The organism is Psychrobacter aestuarii (assembly GCF_904846035.1).
In the GTDB taxonomy this organism is placed as follows: Bacteria; Pseudomonadota; Gammaproteobacteria; order Pseudomonadales; family Moraxellaceae; genus Psychrobacter; species Psychrobacter aestuarii.
In genome coordinates this window covers 529767-556096 of the sequence record NZ_CAJGYT010000001.1, presented here as the reverse complement: position 1 = coordinate 556096, position 26330 = coordinate 529767, and the positions used below count along the sequence as shown (strand labels likewise).

Genomic DNA, 26330 nt, shown 5'->3' with positions numbered 1-26330 from the left:
GCAATGATGCTCACCCCTTCACACAAACCACTTGCCGCAAGGTATGTACCACTTCCACCAAATCGTTTTGGGCGCTCATCACGTCTTCAATGTTTTTGTACGCCGCTGGGATTTCGTCAATCACGTCGGCATCTTTACGACATTCTACGCCTTTGGTTTGGGCGATTTGGTCATCAATAGTAAAGACTTTTTTCGCCTCAGTGCGTGACATCACGCGACCTGCGCCATGCGAGCAAGAGCAAAACGACTCCTCGTTGCCTTTACCTTTGACAATAAAGGATTTTGCGCCCATGGAGCCTGGGATGATGCCGTATTCGCCGACGCGTGCGCGTACCGCGCCTTTACGCGTGACAAAGACTTCCTCGCCATAGTGTTCTTCTTTTGCCACATAGTTGTGGTGACAGTTGACCGCTTTGACTGCGGCATCGAACGGTTTTGGCACAATGGTGCGTAGCGCTTGGATGGCTTTTTCCATCATGATTTCGCGGTTTTTAAAGGCAAAGCGCTGCGCCCAGCCAACCGCAAACCAATAGTCGTCAAAATGCTCAGTCCCCTCAGCAAAGTACGCTAAGTCTTTATCAGGCAGGTTAATAAACCATTTGCGCATGTCCTCGCGCGCCAGCTCGATAAAGTAGCGCCCGATGGCATTGCCGACGCCACGTGAGCCTGAATGCAGCATAATCCACACCTGATTGGTCCCATCAAGGCACACCTCAACAAAGTGATTGCCTGTACCCAGCGTTCCCAAGTGTTTTAGATTGTTGGTGTTTTTTAGTTTGGGATGCTTTTGGGTCAGATAATTAAAATCATCGACCAGCGTACCCCAGCCATTCATCACGGTATCATCAGGGTTTGCCCACGCGCCGACATCACGGCGTGAGCCGCGACCGCGTGTCTTGCTGCGTCCATGTGGAATGGCTTTTTCCAGCTCTGTGCGCAGTCCGTGCAGGTTGTCGGGCAAATCATTGGCGGTTAGGGTGGTTTGCACCGCCATCATGCCGCAGCCGATATCTACGCCGACCGCCGCAGGGATGATTGCTTCTTTGGTCGGCAGCACCGTGCCGATGGTCGCGCCAATACCGACATGCACATCAGGCATCACCGCGAGCCACTTATAAATAAAGGGCATTTTTGAGGCTTTAATCAGCTGGTCGTGGGCTTTTGGGTCGACAGGCACGCCTTTGGTCCATAGGCGGATAGGGGTACCACCGTCTTGAATGATGTTGTGATTGATAGGCTGCATAGTGTCTCCTTAGCGAATGTCTTTTTGTCTGTACTTTATAGGTTGCTAAAGGTGTGCCAGTTTTTGGTAAAGATAAATTTTATTTTTATAAGTGATTGATATTGAAGGATAAAAAATATTTTAAATTCTTTTTTATAAAATAATGAACTTTAATCAAGTAAATAAAGATATAATTTATTCTATAAATATAGTTTTATTCTATAAAAGGATTGTGTGTGATGGCGAAGGTTCAATGTAAAACAAGGTATAAAGTTGTCTCTAACAAACGCTTATTAAGCACGGCGATTTTACTAGGCGTGAGCATCAGCAGTTGTTTTGCAGCGCCATCTTTGGCATCGCTAAGCGGCAATTATCAGACCTCGGTACAAGTCGCGCCCACCATGCAAATGCCATTGCCCAAGCCGCCCGCAGCCCTATTTGATAGTGTGCGCTATGACAGTGACGGCATGTCGCTCGCCGCCTTTGTCACGCCCGACCCAAACGACGGCGACAAGCATCCTGCTATTGTTTGGATAACGGGCGGTGAGTCCAACACATTGGCGGACTTTTGGCGCAAAGGCTCAAGGCAAAACGACCAAACCGCCAGCCCATATCGTGATGCTGGTGTGATGATGATGTTTCCCACCTTGCGCGGCGGCAATGACAATGCAGGCAATATCGAGGTGAACTATGGTGAGGTCGATGATGTCATCGCAGCGGCAGAATATTTGGCGACCCTGCCGTATGTCGATAGCAGCCGCATCTATTTGGGCGGGCACAGTACGGGCGGTACGCTGGCGCTACTGGTCAGTGAGGTGGCGAGCAGCACGCAGCCTAAGTTATTTAAAGGAGTGATTAGCTTTGGCGCTACGCAAGAGACGATGTTTTTGCAAGACGTTGACTTTGCTCGTGATGAGCAACGCGAAATGGCTTTGCGTGCGCCTGCAAACTGGACGAATGATATTCGCATGCCAACGTGGATTATTGAGGGCAAGCGTGACGGTAACTATCGCGACCTAAAGCCGATGTGTGATAACAATAAAAACCCCATGCTGCACTGTGCGTTTATCGCGCGGCACGACCACTTTAGCGTGCTGTATCCGCTGAATCGTCACCTTGCGCAGCAAATTATGGCAGACGAGCCGCTGTCTATTGACAGTACCAAGTCGTGGACAATCAAAAAGTAAAATAATAAAAAATATAGCGCATCATTATGAGTAAAAACAACATGATTAAACGTCATAAAACCGCCGTCATCGGCTTTCTCGGAACGACCTTGGACAACGGCTTTAATGACAAGCGTTGGCAGCGCTGGCGTCCGAGCGTTAGCCTGTGCCTGCATGATGACCTGCTGGTCGATGAGCTGCATATCCTCTATAGCAAGCGCGATAAGCGACTCTTTAACGTCATCGTTGATGATGTGGCGCAGGTCAGCGCCGATACCAAAGTCATTGGGCATCGGGTGACGCTGGCGAGTCCGTGGGATTTTGCCGATGTCTATGCCGAGCTGTATGACTTTGTCACAGGGTTTGCTTTTCGTGAGGACACCGACTATTTGCTGCATCTGACCACAGGCACGCATGTGGCGCAGATTTGCTGGTTTTTGCTGGTCGAGGCGGGGTTTTTGCCTGCCGATTTGATTCAAACCTCACCTTGTCCCAAGCCTGACCAAACCGACCCACAAGGGCGCTACCAAATCATTGACTTGGACGTGTCGCGTTATGACAGTTTGCGCGCGCGTTTTGAGGCAGAAAAAGCCCAGCATTGGCAAACTCTCCAAGCCAATCTCGTCACCCAAAATGCCGCGTATCAACAGCTGATAGCTGATATTGAAAAGGTCGCCACGCGCTCCAACGCGCCGATTTTGCTGATGGGCGCGACAGGGGCGGGTAAGTCGCAACTGGCAACGCAAATCTACGCGCTCAAGAAAAACAAAGCCAAAAACAAACAGGCGATCGGCGCGTTCGTCGAGGTCAACTGCGCCACCTTGCGCGGCGATACGGCAATGAGCGTGCTGTTCGGTCATGTCAAAGGCGCGTTTACAGGCGCGGCATCGAGCCGTGAGGGTCTGCTCAAATCGGCGGACGGTGGCTTGCTGTTTTTGGATGAAATCGGCGAGCTGGGACTGGACGAGCAAGCGATGCTCTTGACCGCGCTTGAGGCGCAGCGCTTTTATCCACTCGGTAGCGATACGCCGATTGATGTGTCGTTTCAGCTGATGGCGGGGACAAACAAGGACTTGCGCCAAGCGGTCGCGGATGGGGAGTTTCGCGCCGATTTGTTTGCGCGCCTGAACACGTGGACGTTTTTTTTACCGTCGCTAAAAGACCGTATCGAGGACTTGCCCGCCAATATTGATTACGAGCTGGCGCGTCTGGGCAGTGAACAGCAGTACCAATACCGTTTTGAGCCAGCGGCGCGGGCGTACTTTGAAGCCTTTGCCACAAGTTCTGAGGCGACGTGGCAGGGCAACTTTCGTGATTTAAGCGCCAGCATGACGCGCTTAACGACATTGTGCGAAGGCAAAGTGATTCGTATGCCCGATGTTAAGGCAGAAATCACCCGCCTTAAGCATCTGTGGGCATTACCCAATAGCGCGCAGCATCAGGCGGATAAGGCGTATGCGCCTAACCTAACCGAGCAGCAAGCGCACGCGCATACGGTGCTGAGCCGTCATCTATCAAGCGACGACAAAGACGCGCTCGATCCCTTTGACGCGGTGCAGCTGGCGTATGTGATTGAGGTTTGCTATCAGCACAGCAGCCAAGCGGCGGCAGGGCGCTATCTGTACGCCAACTCCAGAACTCAGCTAAAAAGTAACAATGACAGCGACCGACTGCGTAAGTATTTAATAAAGTTTGGGCTGAGGTTTGATGAGTTAAAACAATAAGATTAAAAAGGAGAGGATATGAACAACAAAGGATTTGTCGCAGGAACATTGGTTCATACGGATAAAGGGTTAGTACCGATTCAGGACATTAAAGTGGGCGACTTGATTTTAACGAGACCAGAAGACGGTAGCGGTGACATAGAGTATAAGCCTGTGGTTAAGACCTTTGTGTATGAAGACAAAGAGATGTGGATCGTGCGTTTAGAGAAAAATATTGAGAAGTTTAATAAAGATCGCGAGATGATTGATTATCAAACATACAAGTCAGCTAGTCGCTTCAGTGATTTTCTAGCGACGCCCAATCACCCTGTTTGGGTGGTCGGAGCCATGGAAAACCCGCAAGAAGATATTGAGTTCTATGACCAGCCTCACTTTAAACGTGTGGACGAACTACAACAGTATGAGATTGCTGTGAATGCCGATGGCGTAATGTATACCGTTGAGCGTGTGCAACCTACCTATCAAATCGCTCATGAAGATTTGGAGAGTAACCCAAACTATTTTTGGTATCAAAAGCATTATCATGAAGACTACTACGATGATTACGTACAAGATGCCGAAGCGCACATGCTCGACTATAGTAAGGCAGAATATAAAGGTATAGGCTATGTTAATGATATTAGCTATTATCAGCGACATGGTTACTTTGATATTGGTATCCTAGATAAAGAAGGTAATCCACGAATACTAAATCATTTAACGAATGATCAAGGCGCGCCTATCCCTTATAACACAACCGTCTATAACTTTGAGGTGGCAGACAATCATACTTGTTTTATTGATCAAGCAGGACTATGGGTACATGATGCCAGTTAAAGTAACCAATCAAATTAATAATACCGCCTGAGTAAGACCGCGTTACTATCAAGTGACAGCGGGTTGATGTGTATCCATGCTAACCTAACCCAAACTACAACAACAATAAGGAAAGCGCATGCCCACCGACATCCGCCCGATTCTCGTTTTTGATGTCAATGAAACCTTGCTCGATATTAGCACCTTAACGCCTTTATTCAGCCGCCTTTTTAATGATGGCAGCATACTGCGCGAATGGTTCGCCCAGCTGGTGCTGTACTCGCAAACTCTGACCTTATCAGGACTGTATACGCCGTTTGGTGAGATTGGGGTCGGCGCGCTGCGGATGGTTGCTGATATTCATGGCGTTGAGATTGCCGATACCGATATTGACGAGCTAAAGACGCGCATGGGCAAGATGCCCGCGTATGCCGATGTCGTGCCCGCGCTGACGCTGCTTAAAGAGGCAGGCTTTCGACTGGTGACCTTGACCAATTCAGAGTCCAGCGAGTCGCCGACACCGCTAGAAAAGGCGGGACTGAGCGATTTTTTTGAGCGCTCATTTCACGTTGAGGCGGTGCGTCAGTTTAAACCCGCACCCGCGACTTATCATTTGGTCGCCGAGGCACTGTCTGTGCCTGTATCCGAGCTGTGTTTGGTCGCCTGCCATCTGTGGGACACGATAGGCGCGCAGGCAGCAGGCTGTCAGGGCGCGTTTTTATTGCGTCCGCACAATGCGTTATTGCCCGCCAACCATGTACCAACGCCCGATTATATGGCGGACGACTTACGCACACTGGCGCAGCAAATCATTGCGCAAAACGCCGCGTCATAACGTCACAAACATCCAAAAAGAAACACCAAAAAAGCCATCCAAGCGGGTGGCTTTTTTTGCGCTGTTAAAACAGGACGCAGATGAATTGCTTAATAATAATAGTCTTTTTTGGCTTCGAGTGACGTTTGCAAATGCGTGACCAGTTGTTTGAGCTTTTGGTCGGGCTGGCGCGCTTTTGGGTACACCGCATACATGCCCATGCGCTTGCGCGTGAAGGGCTGCAAAATCTGAACAAGGCGCTGTTCTTGCAAGGCATTATAGACCAAGGCTTGCGGCAAAAAGGCAATGCCCAAATCTGCCAATGCCGCGTGTTTGATGGCGCTCAAATGATTGCTATAAAAGCGCCCATGCACAGGCAGCAGCAATTCTGCACCATCTTCATAAAGTGGCCATAAATCGCTGCTGGTGTTATCAAACTTATAAATCAAGCATTCGTGGTTGTGCAGGGCTTTTGGGGTCTTTGGCGTGCCGTGCTGATTGAGGTAGTTTTGCGTGGCGCAAATGACCCATTGACTGTCAATCAGGCGTTTGGCAATTAAGGAGGAGTCCTCAAGCTCGGCGGTTCTGATTGCCAAATCAAAGCCTTCTTCGACCAAGTCCACGATGCGATTGGTGATGTTCAGCTCAACGGTGATTTCAGGATATTTTTTACAAAACTCGGCAATCGCTGGGCTTAATAATAAATCTGCCGAGACCACAGGGGTGGTGATGCGGATATGACCTGTCATGTTTTCGCCGTAGCCAGTGACTGCGTTCTCCGCATCTTGGAATGCCAATTTGGCAATTTTGGCTTTGTTGTATAGCGTCCTACCAGCGTCGGTGAGGCTCAGTTTGCGGGTGGTTCGATAAAACAGCTGGGCATTTAGGCTGGACTCCAAGCGGGCAATGCGCTTACTGACGACCGAATTGGTGAGCGCCAGTTTTTCGGCGACCCGAGAAAATGAGCCTTCATCCACCACCAAAACGAATAAAACCATGTCGTCCGCCTTCGCCATATCCGTTCCTTAATCGGTGTAATGAGTTTTTGATTATAGCAAAAAAAGAAAAAAACATTGTCTTTTGTTGGCATTTATCTTGTTATCGACAAGGCGTAGAGTGTGATGGTTCTGCCCAGATTACCATGAAGGCATCAAGGTAAAGGATTGGGTGGCAAGGTCAAGGAAGCACACACGATAACAGGGAGAAGGGATGTGAATCAGACAATCTATGGGCTGCTTGCTCTATTGCCGATTGTACTTAGTGGTATTTTTTTGATTGGTTTGCAGTGGTCGGCAAAAAAGACCATGCCAATTGTGCTGGCAGTCACGGCGGCGATTGCGCTATTGATATGGAATATGACGTTCAATCGCGTGTCGTCTTCTATTTTAGAAGGGGTGGTGATTACCGTCTCGGTACTGTGGATTGTGTTCGGTGCGCTGTTTTTGTTAAACACGCTCAAGTACACAGGCGCAATCGGGGTGATTCGCGCAGGTTTTATTCATGTGTCGCCTGACCGCCGCGTACAGGCGATTATTATTGCGTGGTGCTTTGGTACGTTTTTAGAGGGCGCATCAGGGTTTGGTACGCCTGCCGCGATTGCCGCACCGCTTATGGTGGCGATTGGTTTTCCTGCGCTGGCGGCAGTACTGATGGGCATGATGATACAGAGCACGCCTGTGTCGTTCGGTGCGGTGGGGACGCCCATTGTGATTGGTGTCGAAAAGGGCTTGGACACGACCGCCATTAGCGCGCAGCTGGCGCAGCAAGGTATGGACTGGGCGATGTTTTTGCAGCTGATTACCAGTCAAGTCGCCATTATTCATGGCATTATTGGTACGTTTATGCCGCTGTTTATGGTGATGATGCTGACGCGCTTTTTTGGTAAAAATAAGAGCTGGAAAGAGGGGCTTGAGATTTTGCCGTTTGCCATCTTTGCAGGTTTAACCTTTACCATCCCTTATGTGTTGACAGGCGTGCTGCTCGGTCCTGAATTTCCGTCATTAATCGGTGGTTTGGTCAGTATTGCCGTTGTGATTCAGGCCGCCAAAAAGGGCTTTTTGTTGCCCAAGACCACATGGGACTTTGAGCCACAAAAGTTTTGGCCAAGCGACTGGATGGGCAACTTGGTGGTGAAAAAAGAAGACGTGGTCATCGATGACAACAGCAAGCCTATGTCGGCGGTGATGGCGTGGTTCCCGTATTTGCTGGTGGCAGCACTGCTTGTGTGCTCGCGTATGTTTGCAGGTTTTAAGGCGCTATTAAACAGTGCGACTCTTGATTTTATGTCCATTCTGGGTGAGGCGGATATTAGCGCAAGCTTTAGTCCGTTATACTTGCCTGGTGGTTTATTGCTTATCAGTGCGTTGGTCGCTGCCTTTGCACAGACCAATAAGCCCACCAAGGCGCTTGGCGATGCTTTTGGCGAGTCTGCCAAGACCGTATTAAGCGCGGGATTTGTGCTGATTTTTACCATTCCGATGGTGCGTATTTTTATCAATTCGGGCGTGAATATGTCCGACATGGCGAGTATGCCTGTCGCCAGTGCCGAGCTGTTTACCAGCACCTTTGGCAATGCGTTCCCGCTGGTCAGCTCGACCATTGGCGCGCTTGGGGCATTTATCGCAGGCTCAAACACGGTGTCGAACATGATGTTTAGCCAATTCCAATACGAGGCGGCGATGAGCCTCAATATCTCGCCCTCTATCATCATCGCGGCGCAGGCGGTCGGTGCGGCGGCGGGCAATATGATTGCGATTCATAACGTGGTGGCGGCATCGGCGACAGTGGGCTTGCTCGGTATGGAGGGCGCGACACTACGCAAGACCATTTTGCCGACCATCTATTATGTGACCTTTAGTGGCATCATTGTGATGGCAGCGATTTATATTTTTGGTTTTCAAGGGCCTTTGGCATGACGAACGTAATGACTCAGCAACGGGTAAGACAAGGCGAGCAGCACTATATGTCCAGCGCTACGCCCAGCAGTCAGCTCAGTGCGGCTGCGGTATTGGCGCGCTTTACCGAGATATTGGGCGCAGACCATGTGCAAGCCGACCCTGAGAAAAACGAGCACTATCGCACAGGCTGGCGCTCAGGTGGCGGCAGTGCGCTTGCGGTACTATTTCCGCAAACCTTATTTGAGATTTGGCGTTGTCTTGAGGTTTGCGTTGCAGGCGATTGCATTATCATCATGCAGGCAGCAAAGACAGGTCTGACCGAAGGCTCGACGCCCAGTGGCAATGACTATGACCGTCCTGTGGTGGTCATCAATACGCTCGCGGTCAATCAGCTGTATTTGATTAATAACAATGAGCAAATCATCAGCCTACCTGGCGCGACGCTACATCAGTTGCAAAATGAACTCAAAGCGGTCAATCGTGCACCGCATTCGGTCATCGGCTCCTCCACGCTGGGCGCGTCTATCGTCGGCGGCGTGTCTAACAATTCAGGCGGTGCGCTGGTCAAACGCGGACCTGCTTATACTGAGCTGTCTTTATTTGCGCAAATCAATCGGCACGGGCAGCTGGTGCTGGTTAATCATTTGGGCATGCGGCTCGGACGCTCGCCTGAAGAGATATTGACCAACTTGCAGCACGGGCATTTTGATATGCATGGCGTACCAAGCAGCGACAAGCTGGCGTCGGACAAAGCATATATCGAGCGCATCCGCGACATTGATGCCAGCACGCCGAGCCGCTTTAATGCCGATAAGCGCAGACTGTATGAAGCAAGCGGCTGTGCGGGTAAGATTGCGGTATTTGCCGTGCGTCTGGACACGTATCCCACAGCGCAGGCGGAGCAGACCTTTTATGTCGGTAGTCACAGCGTGCGCGAGCTTGCCGAATTAAGACGGCAAGTATTGTCAACGTTTAAAAATATGCCCGAAGTGGGCGAATACCTGCACCGCGATATTTTTGATGTGTCAGCAAAGTATGGCAAAGACACCTTTTTGAGCATCAAGCATCTGGGCACGGATGCGCTGCCCAAACTGTTTGCCATCAAAGGCAGCATCGATGCCAAGCTGCATAAGTGGTCGTGGCTGCCCAACCATCTGACCGATAAGCTGATGCAGATGGCAGCACAAGTCTTGCCGCAGCATTTGCCAAAGCGCATGCTCGAGTACCGCAACCAATATGAGCATCATTTGATGATTAAAATGAGCGATGCGGGGATTGATGAGGCGGCGCACTTTTTACAGCAGTTTTTTGCCGCATCAGATACGGGCAGTTATTTTGTCTGTACGCCCAAAGAGTCCGAAAGCGCCTTTTTGCATCGTTTTGCTGCTGCAGGCGCGGCGATACGCTATGAAGTCATGCACGAGGAAGAGGTCGGGGAGATGCTGGCACTCGACATTGCCATCCCGCGTAACGAACTCGACTGGCTGGAAACCTTACCCGAGTCCATTACTCAGCATTTAGAAAAACGATTGTATTACGGACACTTTTTTTGTTATGTCTTTCACCAAGACTATATCCTAAAAAAAGGCAGCGATGCCAAAATGGTCAAAAAAATGATGCTTAAACGATTAAACGAGCGCGGCGCAAAATACCCCGCCGAGCATAATGTCGGGCATCTGTACGAAGCTGAGCCTGACTTGCAGCAGTTTTATGAGCGCCTTGACCCGACCAATAGCTTTAATCCAGGTATTGGCCTAATGCCAAAAACCAAGCGCAATTGCTCGTGTTGTTTATAACCTTTTAAAGATCATTTTTTACGCTTCACCGCGCCCAATGCGTTCAGCCAACGCTTGCAACTTGGGCACAATCAGCGCCGCATAGTCATCGCTGTCTCGGCTGGCACGCGGCACGCTGGCGTTCAGCGAATAAGCGTACGCGCCTGTCACCACATCATATACCCCCACCGCCACCGCAAGAATATCGGGCGAAAACTCGCCATCGGACAAGGTATAGCCGTGCGTTTGATAATGCACGGCGGCGTCTGATAATTGCTGCTGCGCCTTGGTAAAGGCAGGGGCGGGCAAGTGCTCTTGTAATCTTGCTTCGATGTCTGTGCGCTTGCTTGGCGTACTGATGGCATAAAACGCACGTCCAATCGCCGTATCGGCAACGGGCACTGCCGAGCCAACTTGCAGATTGACCGACAGGCGAGCAGGACTACGGCAACACGCCAAATAACGCATCTCGCCATCCACTTCGGTCGCCAGATTGACCGACACTTCATGCGTGCGCGCAAACTCACGCAGCAGCGGCTCAGCGAGCGCCACCATATCATGCCGCCCCCACGCCGCCATGCTCAGGCGCAGCGCACTGCTGCCCAAACGGTATTGCCCGTCTGCAGTGGTCGTTAAAAATCCCAACGTCGTCAAGGTATGAATCAGGCGCGTTACCGTGGCTTTGGGCAAAGCAGCGGCTTGGCACAATGCCTGATGGCTCAGCTGATCTTGATGTTCAAAGGCGGCAAGTAAGGCAAGCCCGCGTCCAAGTGCGGTCACAAACTGGCGGTCGCCATTGTCTTTACTGTCCGCAAGGCGGATGTTTAAGGTCTCAAGTAAGGGGGTCGGGTGCTGATTAGATACGCTCATTTTATCGCCAAATAGTGGATATGGGTTTACAAGATACAGGGATTCTGCTTAAATGGTTTTGTAATGTGAAACTTAGTTTCGCATAATGGAACTGAATTGGCAATAAGAAGTTTATCAAGCAAAAGCAGTAAGCTAAAGACAGTTAACTCAAAAATGTTACAGCGAGATTGAAGGCTGTTTTTCGTAGCATCAAAAGACGAAGTCACAGCAAGCAAGGAAAATAGCCTTTAATCGAGCGTGTGTCTTATGCTATATCAATCGTATTTATCTATGACACGCACACCAAGGACAAGGGGCACGACATGGCACAGCACGACAAAGCACAGTTTGATTGGCAAGACCCATTCTTATTACGCGAGCAGCTGACTGAAGAAGAACGCATGGTCACCGACAGCGCGCATCAGTTTTTTCAAAAATCATTGATGCCCAATATCATTGAGGCAAACCGCAACGAGCACTTTGACCGCAATATCATGCGCGAAATGGGCGAGATGGGACTGCTCGGCGTGACCATTGACGGCTACGGCTGTGCGGGGCTATCCAGCGTCGCTTATGGCTTGATTGCCAAAGAAGTCGAGGCGGTGGACTCAGGCTATCGCTCGGCGATGAGTGTGCAATCGAGCCTTGTGATGCATCCGATTTGGGCGTATGGCACTGAGGAGCAAAAAGAAAAATACCTGCCCAAGCTGGCAAGTGGCGAGTATGTCGGCTGCTTTGGCTTGACCGAGCCTGACTCTGGCTCTGACCCTGCGTCGATGAAAACGCGTGCGCGCACGGTGGATGGCGGCTATCAGCTTTCAGGCTCGAAAATGTGGATTACCAACAGTCCGATTGCCGATGTGTTTGTGGTCTGGGCAAAGGACGATGCGGGCGATATTCGCGGGTTTATCTTAGACAAAGGTATGAAGGGGCTGTCCGCGCCCAAGATTGAGGGCAAGTTTTCATTACGCGCCTCAGTCACAGGCGAGATTGTCATGGACAAAGTCTTTGTGCCCGAAGCCAATGCCTTTCCTGACATTCGCGGTCTCAAAGGACCGTTCGGCTGCCTAAACAAAGCGCGTTACGGCATCGCGTGGGGCAGTATGGGCGCGGCAGAATTTTGCTGGAAAGCGGCGCGCCAGTACACCCTTGAGCGCACCCAGTTTGGTCGCCAGCTGGCTGCCACCCAGCTGGTGCAATTAAAGCTTGCCAATATGCAAACCGAGGTCACGCTTGGTCTACAAGCCGCGCTGCGCGTCGGTCGCTTGATGGATGAGGGCAAAGCCGCGCCTGAGATGATTTCGATGATTAAGCGCAACAACTGCGGCAAGGCGCTCGATATCGCACGATTGGCGCGAGACATGCACGGCGGCAACGGCATCTCGGACGAGTACCACATCATCCGCCACGTTATGAACCTAGAAGCCGTCAACACCTATGAAGGCACGCACGACATCCACGCACTGATTTTGGGTCGTGCGCAGACGGGTATTCAGGCGTTTTATTAACCCTTTTTAGCCACACTATCAGACCGCCCCAAGCAGGACGCAACGGGCAGTCATGGACAACAAAGCACAGCAGCAAAAAAGCGGCACAAGGAAAATGGCAAACCATCAGCGATAAGGGACAATCATGAGCATGGCGCACAACAAGCAGACAACCCACGCGGCGCAGGCAGGCGAGTACAGCGAACAACCGAATAACCCTGCCAAAGGTACACTGCATGGCATTAAAGTGCTGGATTTATCCCGCGTCCTTGCAGGACCAAGCTGCACGCAAGTATTGGCAGACCTAGGCGCCGAAGTGATAAAAATCGAGCGCCCCAATATCGGTGACGAAACGCGGCATTGGGCGCCACCGACCTTTAGTGACGACACCTCCGCCTATTACGCCACCATCAACCGCAACAAACAGTCCCTTACCGTAGACATCACCACCCTTGAGGGACAAGCCATCATCAAGCAGCTCGCCGCAGACAGTGACGTGCTGGTCGAAAATTTCAAAGTCGGCGGTCTAAAAAAATACGGTTTGGATTACGCCAGCTTGCAAGCCATCAATCCGCGTCTGATTTACGCCTCACTCACAGGCTTTGGGCAGTCAGGACCCGATGCCAGCCGTGCAGGGTACGACTATATTATTCAAGGACTTTCAGGGCTGATGAGCATCACAGGTCCGAGCGATGGCGCACCGCACAAGGTCGGCGTCGCGGTGGTGGACTTGTTTGCAGGTTTGCAGCTGACCATTGGCATCGAGGCGGCGCTGATTGCGCGCACGCGCACAGGTGAGGGGCAGCACGTCGATGTGGCGCTGCTTGATAGCGCTATTGCCATGCTTGCCAATGTCGGTATGAACCATCTGGCGACAGGCGATGTGCCGCCGCGCCTTGGTAACGACCATCCGAACATCGTGCCTTATCAAGTGTTTGCTGCGGCGAATGGGGGGTATTTTATTTTAGCCTGTGGTAACGATGCTCAGTTTGCCAAGCTCTGCCAGCTGCTTAACATTGATCTGTATCACGATGAGCGCTACGCCACCAATCCTGCGCGCGTGGCACAGCGCGAACCATTGACCAAGCTGCTTGCCGAGCATTTTATCCAGCAGCCGCGGGACTATTGGCTAGACAAACTCAATGCCGCGGGCGTGCCATGCGGCGCGATTCATAACGTCGCCGAGGCCTTAGCCATGCCGCAATTACAAGCGCGGGAGATGATTGTGGACTTTGCCAACAGCGGCAGCCCCGTGCGCGCACTTGGCAATCCGATTAAACTCTCAGCCTCGCCCGTCACCTACCGTAGCCCACCGCCACGCCTAAGCGAGCATACCGACAGTACATTACAAGCGCTCGGCTATGACGCTGCTACCATTGCTAAGCTTAAAGCGGATGGTATTGTATAATTGATTCATAAAAAACCCACGCAAAGGAATGCCCCACATGAAAATCTATAGCCATGACAATTTAAGCTTGCACCGTCCGCTGCCGTATTATTCTTATGGCAAAATGTTTGAGCCATTAGAGATACCCGAGCGCATGACCGAGCTGTTAAAAGCGCCCGCCGCGCTTGGCATAGACGTGACCACCGCCATAGACATTGGCATGGCGCCGATATTGGCAGTGCATGATTTTGGTTATGTGGACTTTTTAAAAAACGGCTATCACGAATGGATGGCGCTGGAAGAAGACTTGGGCGCACAGGTGCAGACAGGCATTTTTGTGCCTTACGACAATCCAGCCATCGGCATTATGGCAAAAGCCGCCAAGTACCAAGCCGATGACAGCGCGCCTATCAGCGAGCATTCGTGGACGTCGATTTATTGGTCGGCACAAACGGCATTGGGCGCCGCTGAAGCCTTATTAAACCATAGCGATGATAAAGACACGCACATTCAGCTGTGCTTTTCGCGTCCGCCTGGTCATCATGCGCGCAAAAGCGCGGCGGGCGGGTTTTGTTATCTGAATAATGCTGCCATCATCGCCGAGCATCTACGGCAAAAATACGCCAAAATCGCCATCATTGATACCGACATGCACCATGGGCAGGGTATTCAAGAGATTTTTTATGAGCGCAGCGATGTGCTCTACACCTCGGTACACGGCAGCCCCGTTAACTTTTATCCTGCGGTCACAGGGCACGAGTTTGAACAAGGCAAAGGTGCAGGCGAGGGCTACAATGTCAATTATCCCATGCCGCATGGCACGGACGAGGCAGGATTTTTTACCTACGTGGATAAGGCATTGGATACGGTTGCCCTGTTTGATGCCGATGTGATTGTTCACGTTTTGGGTTTTGATGTCTATGAGTCTGACCCTGAGGCGCTGTGCAGCGTCAGTACCGAAGGCTTTAAAACTTTGGCACAAAAGATGGTCGCGCTAGGTAAACCCATTATCATCTTGGTCGAAGGCGGTTACTATTTGCCCAAGCTGAATGACAATCTACAAGCGTTTTTGTCAGGGCTTATTATTGACGAATAAGTCACGGATAAATGTTAAAGAAAATCAATACTGTTTTTACTGGTTATTTTTTATTTAAAACCATGGCGGAAACCGCTCCGCCATGTTTCAACACACCTATTAGCTACTGTGACCAAAGCCCAAACGCTGCTCCATTTGTTTTGCCAAATCAATCAGCATTGCGCTTACTTCCTCGCGTTTCATCTCATATTCTGCTTGCAAAAAGCTCACCGCCATCGCCGCCACCGCGTGCCCTGAGGCATTACGCACATACGTGCCCATGCAATACATGCCATCGCGCAGCTGCCCATCATCGAGCGAGATGCGCGTTTTTTGCACATCAGCCAGCTCCGCCTCTAACGCCTCAAAACTGGCAACCCCATTGTGATTAAGTGGGGTTGGGAACACGCCGCCGTACAACGCCTTAATCGCGGGCATCGACATGGTCGAGAGCATCGCCTTGCCCGTCGCTGAAAACACCGCAGGGATACGCACGCCTGCGCGAAACGTAAAGCCCAGCGGCGCTGGCGTCTCATGACAGGTCAAAAACACCACCTCACCGACATCGAGCTTAGAGAGCGTCACGGTATGCTGACGCAGGGCAGGGTAATGCACAATTAAATCCTTAAACAGCTCAATCACCCCATGCTGCTGCTCATATTTACCCGCCCAATACAGCAGGTACGAGCCAAGATGAAAGCGATTGTCCGTATCTTTATAGATGACGTGCTTATCGAGCAGGCTTTGCAAGATATTGTGCGTTGAGCTGCGGGCAAAGCCGAGCGCTTTGGCAATTTGCGCCGCGCTCATGGGCTGCGGGTGCGCAGTGATTAAGTCTAAGATTTCAAACGTCTTATCTAGGGCAGGAACAGTCGTGGTACTCATAAGGGACTCTTAAAAAAATGAAAAAGAAGCAGAAAAACAGGTATTACAGAGACGAATCATCAAAAATTAGTACAAAAAAGCACATAAAAGGCGTTTTAGCGTCATTTTAACGCGTAATAAAGGTTGCAAAATAGAATCTGTTGTTTCTATAATAGTGTCTCATATGTTGAATCAATGTTCATTATACTGAACAAGAAACATCGCATCAATCATCACAGAACAAATAAAGACAGAAAAGTTATCCCGACGGATAGCGTGGATGCCCTATCACGGCCTAACGACATCACAAGGAGTGTTTTATGCAATCGTTAACCAACCCTGAGCTGTTTAAAGAACAGTGCCTTATCAATGACCGTTGGCAAGATGCCAGTAATGGCGCACGTATTGAAGTGACCAATCCTTTTGATGACAGCGTCATCGGTCATGTGCCCGATTTAACTGAAGACGACGTCAATGCCGCCGTTGCCCATTCTGCTGAAGCGCAAATCAGCTGGGCGGCAAAGACCGCCGCAGAGCGCGGTGCGTTGATGCAAAAATGGGCGGATCTTATTGACGAAAACAAAGAAGACCTTGCCATCATCATGACCAAAGAGCAGGGTAAAGCTCTTGCCGAGTCGCGTGGTGAGATTGGCTATGGTAACAGCTTTATCCGCTGGTTTGCTGAAGAAGGCAAGCGCGTCTACGGTGACGTGATACCCGCGACCAAATCTGAGCTGCGTCATGTCATCCTAAAACAGCCCATCGGTGTGTGCGCCGCCATCACCCCATGGAACTTTCCTGCGGCAATGATTACGCGTAAAGCCGCACCCGCTTTGGCTGCTGGCTGTACCATGATTATCAAGCCTGCGGTGCAGACCCCTTATTCTGCCTTAGCACTGGTCGCCTTGGCCGAAAAAGCAGGCATCCCTGCTGGCGTGATTCAAGTGGTCACAGGCGATGCAGCGATGATTGGTAATATTTTGACCTCAGATGAGCGCATCAAAAAGCTGTCATTCACAGGCTCAACCAACATTGGTCGCAAGCTGATGGCACAGTGTGCGCCTACCATCAAAAAGCTGTCACTAGAGCTGGGCGGCAATGCACCGTTCATCGTCTTTGAAAGTGCTGATCTTGAAAAAGCGGCGGATGGCTTAATCGCTTCAAAATTCCGTAACGCAGGTCAGACGTGCGTTTGCGCCAACCGCGTTTATGTACAAGCCAGCATCAAAGACAAGTTCTTAGACATCTTTACCAAAAAAGTCGAAGCGCTCAAAGTCGGTAACGGTATGGACAAAGACACCGATATCGGACCACTTATCAACGAAGACGCACTCGATAAAGTCGAAAAACTGCTCAAAGACGCCACCGACAAAGGCGCGACCGTATTGGCAGGTGGCTCACGTCATGACGCCTCAGCGCTGACGTATCAACCGACCGTCATCAGCGGCGTGACCGATGAGATGGACATCGCTACAGAAGAAATCTTTGGCCCAGTGGCACCGATTTTCTTCTTTGATGATGAAGCAGAAGCCATCAAAGAAGCCAACGATACCATCTATGGCTTAGCGGCTTATTTTTACAGTACCGATTTTGCCCAAGCGTGGCGCGTGACCGAAGCCTTAGAATACGGCATGGTCGGCCACAATACAGGTATGATTTCAACCGAAGTTGCGCCCTTTGGTGGCGTAAAACAATCAGGCTTTGGCCGTGAAGGCTCAAAGTATGGTATAGAGGACTACGTCGCCATCAAGTACTGGTGCTCTGACGTCCGCTAGAATCGGGCGTGCTGGCAGCCTTCGTGCGCTGCCAGTCACACCTCTGGTATCAACGATAAAGACGGGTTAACGATAAAGACAAGGATATTTTTATGACTACCAATCAATCATTACTTGAGCGCCGCAAAGCCGTCCTACCAACAGGACTGGGCGTGGCTTTTCCAATCTTTGCTGAAAAAGCCAAGAACTCAGAAATCTGGGACGCTGACGGCAAGCGCTACATCGATTTTGTTGGTGGTATCTCTGTATTGAATACAGGCCATAGCCATCCAAAAATCACCCAGCGCGTACATGAGCAAATCGACAAGTTCACGCACACCGCAGCGCAGATGATCAACTACGAGAGCTACGTTGAGCTGGCTGAAAAGCTGTGCGAAAAAGCACCCATCAGCGGTGACAAGCGCGCCTTGTTCTTAACCACAGGTGCAGAAGCGGTCGAAAACACCATCAAGATTGCACGCGCAAAAACAGGTCGTCCTGGTGTGATTTCATTCGTTGGTGGCTGGCATGGTCGCACATTAATGTGCATGAGCTTGACAGGTAAAGTACTGCCTTACAAAAAGAACTTTGGCCCAATGCCAGGTCCTGTATTCCACGCGCTGTTCCCAGCAGAAGAGCTGAACGTCACCGAAGCGCAAGCGCTACACAGCCTTGAGATGATTTTCCAAGCGGACATCGACCCAAGCGAAGTGGCGGCGATGATTATCGAGCCAGTACAAGGCGAGGGCGGTTTCCACCAAGTCACGCCATCATTTGCCAAAGCACTGCGCGAGATTTGTGACGAGCACGGCATCGTACTTATTTTTGATGAAGTACAGTGCGGCTTTGCACGTACAGGTACCCTGTTTGCAGGCGAGCAGCTTGGCGTCGAGCCTGATTTGATGACCACCGCAAAAAGCTTGGCAGGCGGTTATCCTATCTCTGCGGTTATCGGTCGTGCCGATATTATGAACGCCCCACAAGTTGGTGGTCTTGGTGGTACGTACTCAGGCAGCCCAATTGCCACTGTAGCGGCATTGGCGGTGATGGAAGTCATCGAAGAAGAAAACCTGCTTGAGCGCAGCATTGAGATTGGCGACAAGATTGCTGGCTTCTTAAAAGACTTGAACCTCGATAGCATCGGTAACATCCGTCATAAAGGCGCGATGCTGGCCTTTGATTTGGTCGATAGCGAAGGCAAACCTGATGCGGCAGCGACGGCGAATCTTAAGCAAAAAGCCTTTGAAAAAGGTCTGCTACTTGCCTCTTGCGGCATGTATGGCAACGCGATTCGCGTGATGGTACCGCTAACGGTAGAAGACGACGTGCTACAAGAAGGCCTTGATATCATCAAAGAGATATTAACGGCTTAATAGTGTCAATAAACAACGGATATCTGCTGTTTAGGTAAGGTCAGTTGTCAGGTGCTAGAGGGAGATTTAGCACCTTAACAAAGCGCCTTTTACCAAAGGCGCTTTTATTGTACCTAAACAAAATTATCAAGCTATACTTGATAAGCAGGTAGCAAAGATTGTCTTGACCAAGGGGGTTAAGGGAATTGGTCAAGGACGGATAGATAGGACGATTAACGGACAAGGAGTAGGACGATGTCTGGATTAAAGAAATCATTAGGTATATTCGATATCATTGCGCTGGCGTTTGGTGCGATGGTGGGCTGGGGCTGGGTGGTACTGGCAGGTGGCTGGATCATCTCAGCGGGGATATGGGGCGCGGTCAGTGCCTTTATTATCGGCGGCCTCGTTGTTATCTTGATTGGTGTGACATATGCTGAACTGGCAGCCTCTATGCCCATCACGGGGGGCGAGCACACGTATACACACCGAGCACTGGGTGTGAATGCCTCCTTTATTTGCTCATGGAGCATTTTGTTTGGTTATTTCTCCGTCGTGGCCTTTGAGGCTGTGGCACTACCGACGGTGGTTGAGTATATCGTCCCCAATTATAGCCAAGGCTATCTGTGGAATGTCGCAGGTTGGGACGTTTACGCCACATGGGTCGCCGTGGGGATGCTTGGCTCCATTGTTATTACGTGGCTGAACATCCGTGGTATGGAAGTCAGTGCGTGGTTCCAAAAGCTGGCCGTTGTCGGTATCTTCTGTGTGGGTATCTTGCTGTTCGTAGGGGCGGTTATGTTTAGCCCTGAGAATTCTGATTCTGTCCAAGCCCCTGCCTTTATCGGCGGTGTTGGCGGCATCATGACAGTCATGGTGATGGTACCGTTCTTGTTTGTTGGTTTTGACGTGATTCCACAGGCAGCAGAAGAGATTAACCTCACCCGTCCCAATATTGGTAAGTTTTTGATTGTCTCTATCATCATCGCGGTACTTTGGTACATCGGTGTGGCGTGGAGTGTGGGCAAAACCTTGCCACTACTACAAGCACAAGATTCAACACTTGCTACCGCAGATGCAATGACCAATGCGTGGAATGGCAAATGGGCAGGTATCTTGCTGGTTATCGGTGGTGTTTTGGGTATTTTGTCTAGCTGGAATGCGTTTCTTATCGGTGGTAGCCGCTTGCTATACGCTATGGGCAAAACACACATGCTGCCACAGTTTTTGTGCAAACTGCATCCAAAGTACAACACCCCGGTCAACGCTATTTTATTGATTGGTGGTTTGGCAACGCTAGCACCGCTGTTTGGTCGCAAGATGCTCGTTTGGATTGTCGATGCAGGCGGTTTTGGTATCGTTATCGCTTACACCTGTGTGGCGCTCTCGTTCCTAGTACTGCGCTATCGTGAGCCGAACATGGTACGTCCATTTAGAATCCCTGCAGGTAAATTGGTTGGTGTTATCACCATTTTACTCAGCCTTGGTATGGTGGTCTTGTACTTGCCAGGTATGCCATCAGCGCTGGTTCCGATTGAATGGTGGATTTTCCTTGGCTGGACAGTATTGGGTATCGCGCTTTACGCGTATGCCTCAATGAAAAATCCAGGTAAGAGTAAAGAAATCATGGACCATGAGCTGGTAGAGCTAAAAGCCATGAACCAAGAATGGCTAAAAGAGCAAGGGTATAAATAAGTACGACTGATTTAGACCCCAATTGCTCATCAGATAGAGTCACAACTTAAGCGTTGTGGCTCTATTTTTTTGTATTTTAAGTCTTAAAATGTGGCTTAATAAACCCGCTCTATTAAACGGTGTTTTTCTTGCTTGCTGTGACTGCGTCACCAGAGGCTACGAAAAACACCATTTAATCTCGCTATACCGACCTTATAAAAACCTGACGGCATCTGATACAAAGAAAGCTAGCGATTACGCACTTTTGGGTGACTTATCACGGATAAGCTTATGGTTCAAAAACTCGGTGATACCAAGGTTGCCAAGCTCACGCCCAAAGCCTGAGCGCTTGACGCCGCCAAAGGGCGTGTTTGCTTCGCTGCCTGAGTCTGAGTTGATGGTGACCATACCCACATCCAGACGCTCGGCGATGTCTTCAGCAAGGGCGCTGTCTTGGGTCTGAATTGACGCCCCCAAACCAAAGGGCACATCGTTGGCGATGCTAATCGCGTGGTCGATGTCACGCGCTTTATAGACGATAGCGACAGGACCGAACAGCTCCTCACGATACGCCTCCATACTGCTATCGACATCTGTGATGACCGCAGGAGCGAACCAAGCGCCCGCTTTATCGGTCTGACGACCACCTTCGACCAAGACGGTCGCACCTGAGGCAATCGCAGACTCAAGCTGCTTTTGCAGATTGTCCGCAGCGGCGATTGAGGACAGTGGACCCATTTTGGTGCTTTCATCCATTGGGTCGGCAGGATGCATGGTTTTGACCTTTGCAGTAAAGCGCTCGATAAAGTCATCATAAATGTCATCAACCACAATCAAACGCTTCGCCGCATTACACGCCTGTCCTGCATTACCAAAGCGCCCAGAGATGGCGTTGTCTACCGCAAGCTCAATATCGGCATCCGCAGCGACGATAAACGGGTCCGAGCCGCCAAGCTCAAGCACCACTTTTTTCAGCGCTTGTCCCGCTTCTTTCGCGACCGCTTGTCCTGCGCGCTCCGAGCCTGTGAGTGATACACCTTGCACGCGCGTATCATGGATGATGTCGGCGGCTTGGTCATTGCTCACAAAGACATTGTTATAAATGCCTTTGGGCGCGTCAGCCGCTGCCATAATCTCGGCGATGGCATTAGCGGTGCTTGGGCACTGCGGCGCGTGTTTTAGGATAATGGTGTTGCCTGCCATCAGGTTAGGCGCCACAAAGCGTGCGACCTGATAGTGCGGATAGTTCCATGGCATGATGCCAAACAGCACACCAACAGGGCGCTTCTCAACGCGGGCGCTGCCACTGTCCACCTCGATGGTGTTGGGCGCTAAGAATTGCTTGGCATTGTCAGCATAGTAGCGGTAAATATCAGCAACAAAAGCGACTTCACCTTTTGCCTGCGCGATGGGTTTGCCCATTTCACGCGTGACGATGCTGGCAAGCTCGTCTTGACGCTCGATGTACAAGTCGGCGATTTTATGCAGTAGGGCGCTGCGCTCATCGAGCGAGACGGTTTGCCACGCGGCATAGGCACTGTGCGCATCTGCAATCGTCTGCGTGACGGCAGCGTCGGTTGCGGTCTCAAATGTGGCTTCGGTTTCGCCAGTGGCGGGGTTGTTTACTTGATACTGTGTCATGTTCTATTCCTTTATTTATTATCAGTCATGTTGGGTGTAGTCGGTCGGTCGACTTTTATGGGTGATAAGCGCTTTGGGGCAAAGCGCTTATACGTTCTTGGGTTTATGGTGTTCGTGTCTTTGTATTGTAGCAGTTATGTTGGCTGGGTGCGCGGCTGCTGCTGGGTGATGCAGTGGATATTGCCGCCGCCATAGACAATCTCGCGGGTACGCACGCCGACCACGCGATGCTTGGGAAAAATCGCCGCCAGCTGCTGTAAGGCGAGCGCGTCATTGGCATCATCATACTGTGGCACGATAATGCCTTCATTACAAATCAAAAAGTTGGCATACGAGGCGATACACAGTTCTTCGCTGTTACGGTCTTTGGCTTGCTCGGAGCTGGTGACGTCATGATGTTGTGGCAAGGTCACATTGTCTTTGGTACAGCACAGCTTATGCACGGTGAGCGCGCGTCCTTTGGCATCAGTCATAGCGCTCAGCTGTTGATACGCCTTTTGCGCCGCGTCATAAAACGGATGCTCGGGGTCGTCGGTATACAGACACACCACCTCGCCTGGGCGCACAAAACACGCCAAATCATCAACGTGCCCTGTGGTCTCGTCAGGGTCGATACCGTCATCGAGCCACAAGACCTTTTCCGCGTTCAGATAGTTTTTAAGATAAGTTTCAATCTCTGCTTCATTTAGGTGCGGGTTGCGCCCTTCACTCAGCAGGCACATGCGCGTGGTCAGTACTGTGCCTTCGCCATCGACATGAAACGCGCCGCCTTCTAGCACAAAGTTATCGGGACGATAGCGGGCGATGTCACGCTGGGCACACAGGCGCTCAGCGAGCTTGTCATCATCGTCCCACGGGCTATACAGACCATCATAGTCGCCGCCCCACGCATTAAAATGCCAATCACAGGCGCGCAGCTCGCCGCTGTGGTTAATCACAAAGGTCGGTACGATATCCCGCGCCCACGCATCGTTGCTGGGTATATTGATGACTTCAATATCCTCGGGCAGCTGCGCGCGGCAATCATCAAACTGGGCGTCGGTGGCGAGCATCGTCACGTCACAAAACTGACTGATGGCGGTTGCGACCGCTGCGTAGGCGGCCTGCGCAGGACGCGCCCCATCGCGCCAGTTGTCCAGACGGTATGGCCATATCATCCACACCCGCTCTTGCGGGGCAAACTCGGCTGGCATAAAAAAGCCATCGTCTTTTGGGGTGGTCTTGGTAATCAATAATGACATAAGCGCGGCCTCATCTAAAAAGTGGGTGCAGTGCCACGAGGGCACGGCAACATATACAAACCAGTGATACGGGGTTAGCTGTGCGTCAGCAAAGCCGCATACATGGATGGACGACGGTCACGGAACACGCCCCACTGAATACGCTCACGAGCGAGCTGCTCTAAGTCAAAGGTCGCACTAATAAACTCGCTCTTGTCCGTCGATGCCTCTTCAATCACCTCACCGCGACCATCGGTGATGAACGACGTGCCATAAAAGCTCATGGTATTGTCCGCGCCTTTGTGCGTGATGGTCTCTGTACCGATGCGGTTTGCGGCAATCACAGGTATCATATTCGCCGCCGAATGCCCTTGCATACAGCGCTGCCAGTGACGGCGCGAGTCGATATCGAGCGTCGGCTCATTGCCAATCGCGGTCGGGTAAAACAATAGCTCTGCGCCCATCAATGCCATACTGCGCGCGCATTCAGGAAACCACTGATCCCAGCAGATGCCGACCCCAATCTTGGCAAACTGGGTGTCCCATACCTTAAAGCCCGTGTCCCCTGGCGTGAAATAAAACTTTTCAGCATAGGGAATGCCATCAGGGATGTGCGTTTTACGGTAGGTACCGAGCAGCGTGCCATCGGCATCGATGACGCTGACGCTATTGAACAAGGTATTGCCTGACTTTTCATAAAAACTGACAGGAATCACCACGTTTAGGGATTTGGCGACTTCTTGAAAATGCGCGATGGCAGGATTGTCCTCAACCGAGGTCGCCAATTCTAAATAATCAAAATCATGCACTTGGCAAAAATACGGCGTCTCAAACAGCTCTTGGATTAAAATAATATTGGCACCCGCGTTCGCCGCATCGGTGACCAGTTGAGTAGCTTTATCAATATTTTCTGGACGGTCCCACCCGCAGGCGATTTGGGTAGCAGCGACAGTGACGTTTCTCATAATAGATTCCTTGGTAAACAACCATAATAAATAAGAGTAAGCAAACAACGCAGCGCCATCGTCATGATGACGCGCACGACATTACGCCAATAAAAATCCTAAGCCCAAAAAGGTAAAGATAGACAGTACCGCGCCGAGCATGGCGTATGGAAACTGACTAAACGCATGCTGCATGGGCGAGCAGCCAGCACCTTGGGCAGCGAGGAGCGATGAGTCACTAAAGAAACACGCATGGCTACCGAATGATGAGGCGGACAACAGGGCACCAATCATCAATGGCGTGCTGACGCCCAGCGCTTCAGCGACAGGGAATACAATCGGCATTGCCAAGATATATAGCCCCCAGCTCGATGCAGTGGCAAAGGTTAAGAACGCCATGACCGCAAAAATAACAGCTGGAAAGGTCACGGTCGTCATATAAGGGGTGATGCTCTCAATCACAAAACTGGTCATACCCAGCTCATCATTGATGGCTTTTAAGAAAAAGCCGCCGATGACCGTTGAGAGCGGATACAGCATCACTTTAAAGCCTTTAAAAATCGCCTCAACTTGAGTGTCAAAGTTCAAAATCCCTTGCACCCAATACAGCAGTACGGTGGCAAAACAAGTGAATAGCGCCCCTTTGAGCAAGTCGACATCGAAGTAAATGGTCGAGCCAATCAGTAGTATCATGGGCAATAAAAAGTTGATGATGTTGGCACGAAAAGACACGGTGCGTTTGGCTTGTACGTTTGAAATCAGCTCCGACTCTTCGAACGCCTCAGGCACAGGATTGCCTTTTGCGGCGCGCTCTTCGGCTTGTTTCATAGGACCCCAGTTGCCGATGATGCCAAAGACCACTAGGAAAACGATGATAAGCGCGAGCCACGCATACGCCATATAAGGAATGGCACTGATATAGACGCTCATGCCTTCGTTTTCGGCAGCGACGCCATTTTCTTCGAGCAACCCTGCAAAGTAGACTGCCCACGTCGAGATAGGCACAATCACACACATCGGCGCGGCGGTCGAATCGACGATATAGGCGAGTTTTTCGCGAGAGATGTTATAAAAATCGGTGAGTTTTTTGACAGAAGTCGAGACGGCAAGACAATTGAGATAGTCATCGATAAAGATGACGATACCGAGTCCTGCGGTGGCGGCGAGCGCTTGACGGCGCGACTTGATGACGCGCTGTAGCCATTCGCTAAAGCCATTGAGACAGCCACTAATCTCAAGCAGCTGAATCAGACCACCCATCAAACCACAAACCAGCACAATCCAGATGATGGTTTCATTACCGAGTACGGTGGAGATGTTGTCGGCAAACGGACCCACCAAATCAAAGGGATTGAGCATGACAAGCCCTGCGATACAGCCCGCTATCATCGACTCAAAGGGACGCCGTGAGACCACCGCCACGACCAAGACCAATAGCGTCGGCAATAAGGACATGATGCCCCAAGAGCCGCTATCGCCTTTTAAATAAGATAAGGCAATGAATGCCACATAAATGGAAATACCTATCAGCAGCATCAAGAAAAAACGCTTGGGCTCATACTGCTGCTCAACTGCATCGTTGAGATTCATTTTCATAGTTACATTCCTTGTAAACAGGGAGTCTATGGACAGCACAGAGGCGGCATCACAACGACTCAGCTATGATTGTGGAAAACAATGCCACAGGGTG

20 protein-coding genes are annotated in these 26330 nt (G+C 50.8%); 12 read left to right on the top strand and 8 right to left on the bottom strand.

The annotated features are described in order from the left end of the window. Positions 1 to 10 precede the first annotated feature (10 nt). Entirely contained in the window at positions 11 to 1243 is a 1233-nt protein-coding gene (locus JMW05_RS02180) for an RtcB family protein (protein ID WP_201503779.1), read from the bottom strand. A 329-nt stretch (positions 1244 to 1572) separates the two neighbouring features. On the opposite strand from JMW05_RS02180, the gene JMW05_RS02175 reads away from it, so the two are divergent. The 4 genes from JMW05_RS02175 to JMW05_RS02160 all read left to right on the top strand — a co-directional run bounded on the left by JMW05_RS02175 (position 1573) and on the right by JMW05_RS02160 (position 5742). Beyond that, entirely contained in the window at positions 1573 to 2409 is an 837-nt protein-coding gene (locus JMW05_RS02175; RefSeq protein WP_201503778.1) for an alpha/beta hydrolase family protein, read from the top strand. Positions 2410 to 2450: 41 nt separating this feature from the next. Further along, positions 2451 to 4112 carry an RNA repair transcriptional activator RtcR gene (gene rtcR / locus JMW05_RS02170; RefSeq protein WP_201505486.1) on the top strand — a complete coding sequence of 554 codons (1662 nt, stop codon included), beginning with the start codon at positions 2451 to 2453 and terminating at the stop codon, positions 4110 to 4112. Between the two features lie 18 nt (positions 4113 to 4130). After that, entirely contained in the window at positions 4131 to 4928 is a 798-nt protein-coding gene (locus JMW05_RS02165; RefSeq protein ID WP_201505670.1) for a Hint domain-containing protein, read from the top strand. Between the two features lie 118 nt (positions 4929 to 5046). After that, positions 5047 to 5742, top strand: coding sequence for a haloacid dehalogenase type II (locus JMW05_RS02160; protein WP_201503777.1), 696 nt, complete (start codon positions 5047 to 5049; stop codon positions 5740 to 5742). Positions 5743 to 5831: 89 nt separating this feature from the next. Here JMW05_RS02160 and JMW05_RS02155 read toward each other — a convergent pair whose 3' ends face one another. Continuing rightward, a complete protein-coding gene (locus tag JMW05_RS02155) occupies positions 5832 to 6737 on the bottom strand; it encodes a LysR family transcriptional regulator (RefSeq protein ID WP_201503776.1) in 906 nt (301 codons plus the stop codon). Between the two features lie 195 nt (positions 6738 to 6932). Between JMW05_RS02155 and JMW05_RS02150 the strand changes: the two genes are divergently transcribed. Then, a complete protein-coding gene (locus JMW05_RS02150) occupies positions 6933 to 8636 on the top strand; it encodes an L-lactate permease (RefSeq protein WP_201503775.1) in 1704 nt (567 codons plus the stop codon). Positions 8637 to 8683: 47 nt separating this feature from the next. Continuing rightward, the gene (gene dld / locus JMW05_RS02145) at positions 8684 to 10414 is read left to right on the top strand and encodes a D-lactate dehydrogenase (protein WP_201505485.1); all 1731 of its coding nucleotides are present in this window, start codon (positions 8684 to 8686) and stop codon (positions 10412 to 10414) included. A gap of 18 nt (positions 10415 to 10432) precedes the next feature. Here the strand turns inward: dld and JMW05_RS02140 are convergent, their stop codons facing one another. Beyond that, positions 10433 to 11263, bottom strand: a complete 831-nt coding sequence (locus JMW05_RS02140) for an IclR family transcriptional regulator (protein WP_201503774.1) — start codon at positions 11261 to 11263, stop codon at positions 10433 to 10435. Between the two features lie 302 nt (positions 11264 to 11565). Between JMW05_RS02140 and JMW05_RS02135 the strand changes: the two genes are divergently transcribed. From JMW05_RS02135 to JMW05_RS02125, 3 genes are all read left to right on the top strand, one after another. After that, positions 11566 to 12750: an acyl-CoA dehydrogenase gene (locus JMW05_RS02135; protein ID WP_201503773.1), complete on the top strand. Its 1185-nt coding sequence runs from the start codon at positions 11566 to 11568 to the stop codon at positions 12748 to 12750. A 130-nt stretch (positions 12751 to 12880) separates the two neighbouring features. After that, complete coding sequence (locus JMW05_RS02130; protein WP_201505484.1) at positions 12881 to 14137, top strand: CaiB/BaiF CoA transferase family protein; 1257 nt, start codon at positions 12881 to 12883, stop codon at positions 14135 to 14137. A gap of 37 nt (positions 14138 to 14174) precedes the next feature. Next, positions 14175 to 15212, top strand: coding sequence for a histone deacetylase family protein (locus JMW05_RS02125; protein WP_201503772.1), 1038 nt, complete (start codon positions 14175 to 14177; stop codon positions 15210 to 15212). A gap of 99 nt (positions 15213 to 15311) precedes the next feature. On the opposite strand, the gene JMW05_RS02120 is transcribed toward JMW05_RS02125, so the two are convergent. After that, positions 15312 to 16076: an IclR family transcriptional regulator gene (locus tag JMW05_RS02120; protein ID WP_201503771.1), complete on the bottom strand. Its 765-nt coding sequence runs from the start codon at positions 16074 to 16076 to the stop codon at positions 15312 to 15314. 299 nt (positions 16077 to 16375) lie between these two features. Here JMW05_RS02120 and JMW05_RS02115 point away from each other — a divergent pair, with 299 nt between their 5' ends. The 3 genes from JMW05_RS02115 (at position 16376) to JMW05_RS02105 (ending at position 20856) form a co-directional block, all read left to right on the top strand. Beyond that, positions 16376 to 17830: an NAD-dependent succinate-semialdehyde dehydrogenase gene (locus JMW05_RS02115; protein ID WP_201503770.1), complete on the top strand. Its 1455-nt coding sequence runs from the start codon at positions 16376 to 16378 to the stop codon at positions 17828 to 17830. A gap of 92 nt (positions 17831 to 17922) precedes the next feature. After that, entirely contained in the window at positions 17923 to 19182 is a 1260-nt protein-coding gene (gabT, locus tag JMW05_RS02110; protein ID WP_201503769.1) for a 4-aminobutyrate--2-oxoglutarate transaminase, read from the top strand. A 234-nt stretch (positions 19183 to 19416) separates the two neighbouring features. Next, positions 19417 to 20856: an APC family permease gene (locus tag JMW05_RS02105; protein ID WP_201503768.1), complete on the top strand. Its 1440-nt coding sequence runs from the start codon at positions 19417 to 19419 to the stop codon at positions 20854 to 20856. 234 nt (positions 20857 to 21090) lie between these two features. Here the strand turns inward: JMW05_RS02105 and JMW05_RS02100 are convergent, their stop codons facing one another. From JMW05_RS02100 to JMW05_RS02085, 4 genes are all read right to left on the bottom strand, one after another. After that, on the bottom strand, positions 21091 to 22476 hold the full coding sequence (locus tag JMW05_RS02100; RefSeq protein ID WP_201503767.1) for an NAD-dependent succinate-semialdehyde dehydrogenase: 1386 nt from the start codon (positions 22474 to 22476) through the stop codon (positions 21091 to 21093). A 134-nt stretch (positions 22477 to 22610) separates the two neighbouring features. Continuing rightward, positions 22611 to 23717, bottom strand: a complete 1107-nt coding sequence (gene aguA, locus JMW05_RS02095; protein ID WP_201503766.1) for an agmatine deiminase — start codon at positions 23715 to 23717, stop codon at positions 22611 to 22613. Between the two features lie 74 nt (positions 23718 to 23791). After that, complete coding sequence (aguB, locus tag JMW05_RS02090; protein ID WP_227691403.1) at positions 23792 to 24661, bottom strand: N-carbamoylputrescine amidase; 870 nt, start codon at positions 24659 to 24661, stop codon at positions 23792 to 23794. 81 nt (positions 24662 to 24742) lie between these two features. Then, positions 24743 to 26236, bottom strand: a complete 1494-nt coding sequence (locus tag JMW05_RS02085) for a Na+/H+ antiporter NhaC family protein (protein ID WP_201503765.1) — start codon at positions 26234 to 26236, stop codon at positions 24743 to 24745. Positions 26237 to 26330 lie beyond the last annotated feature (94 nt).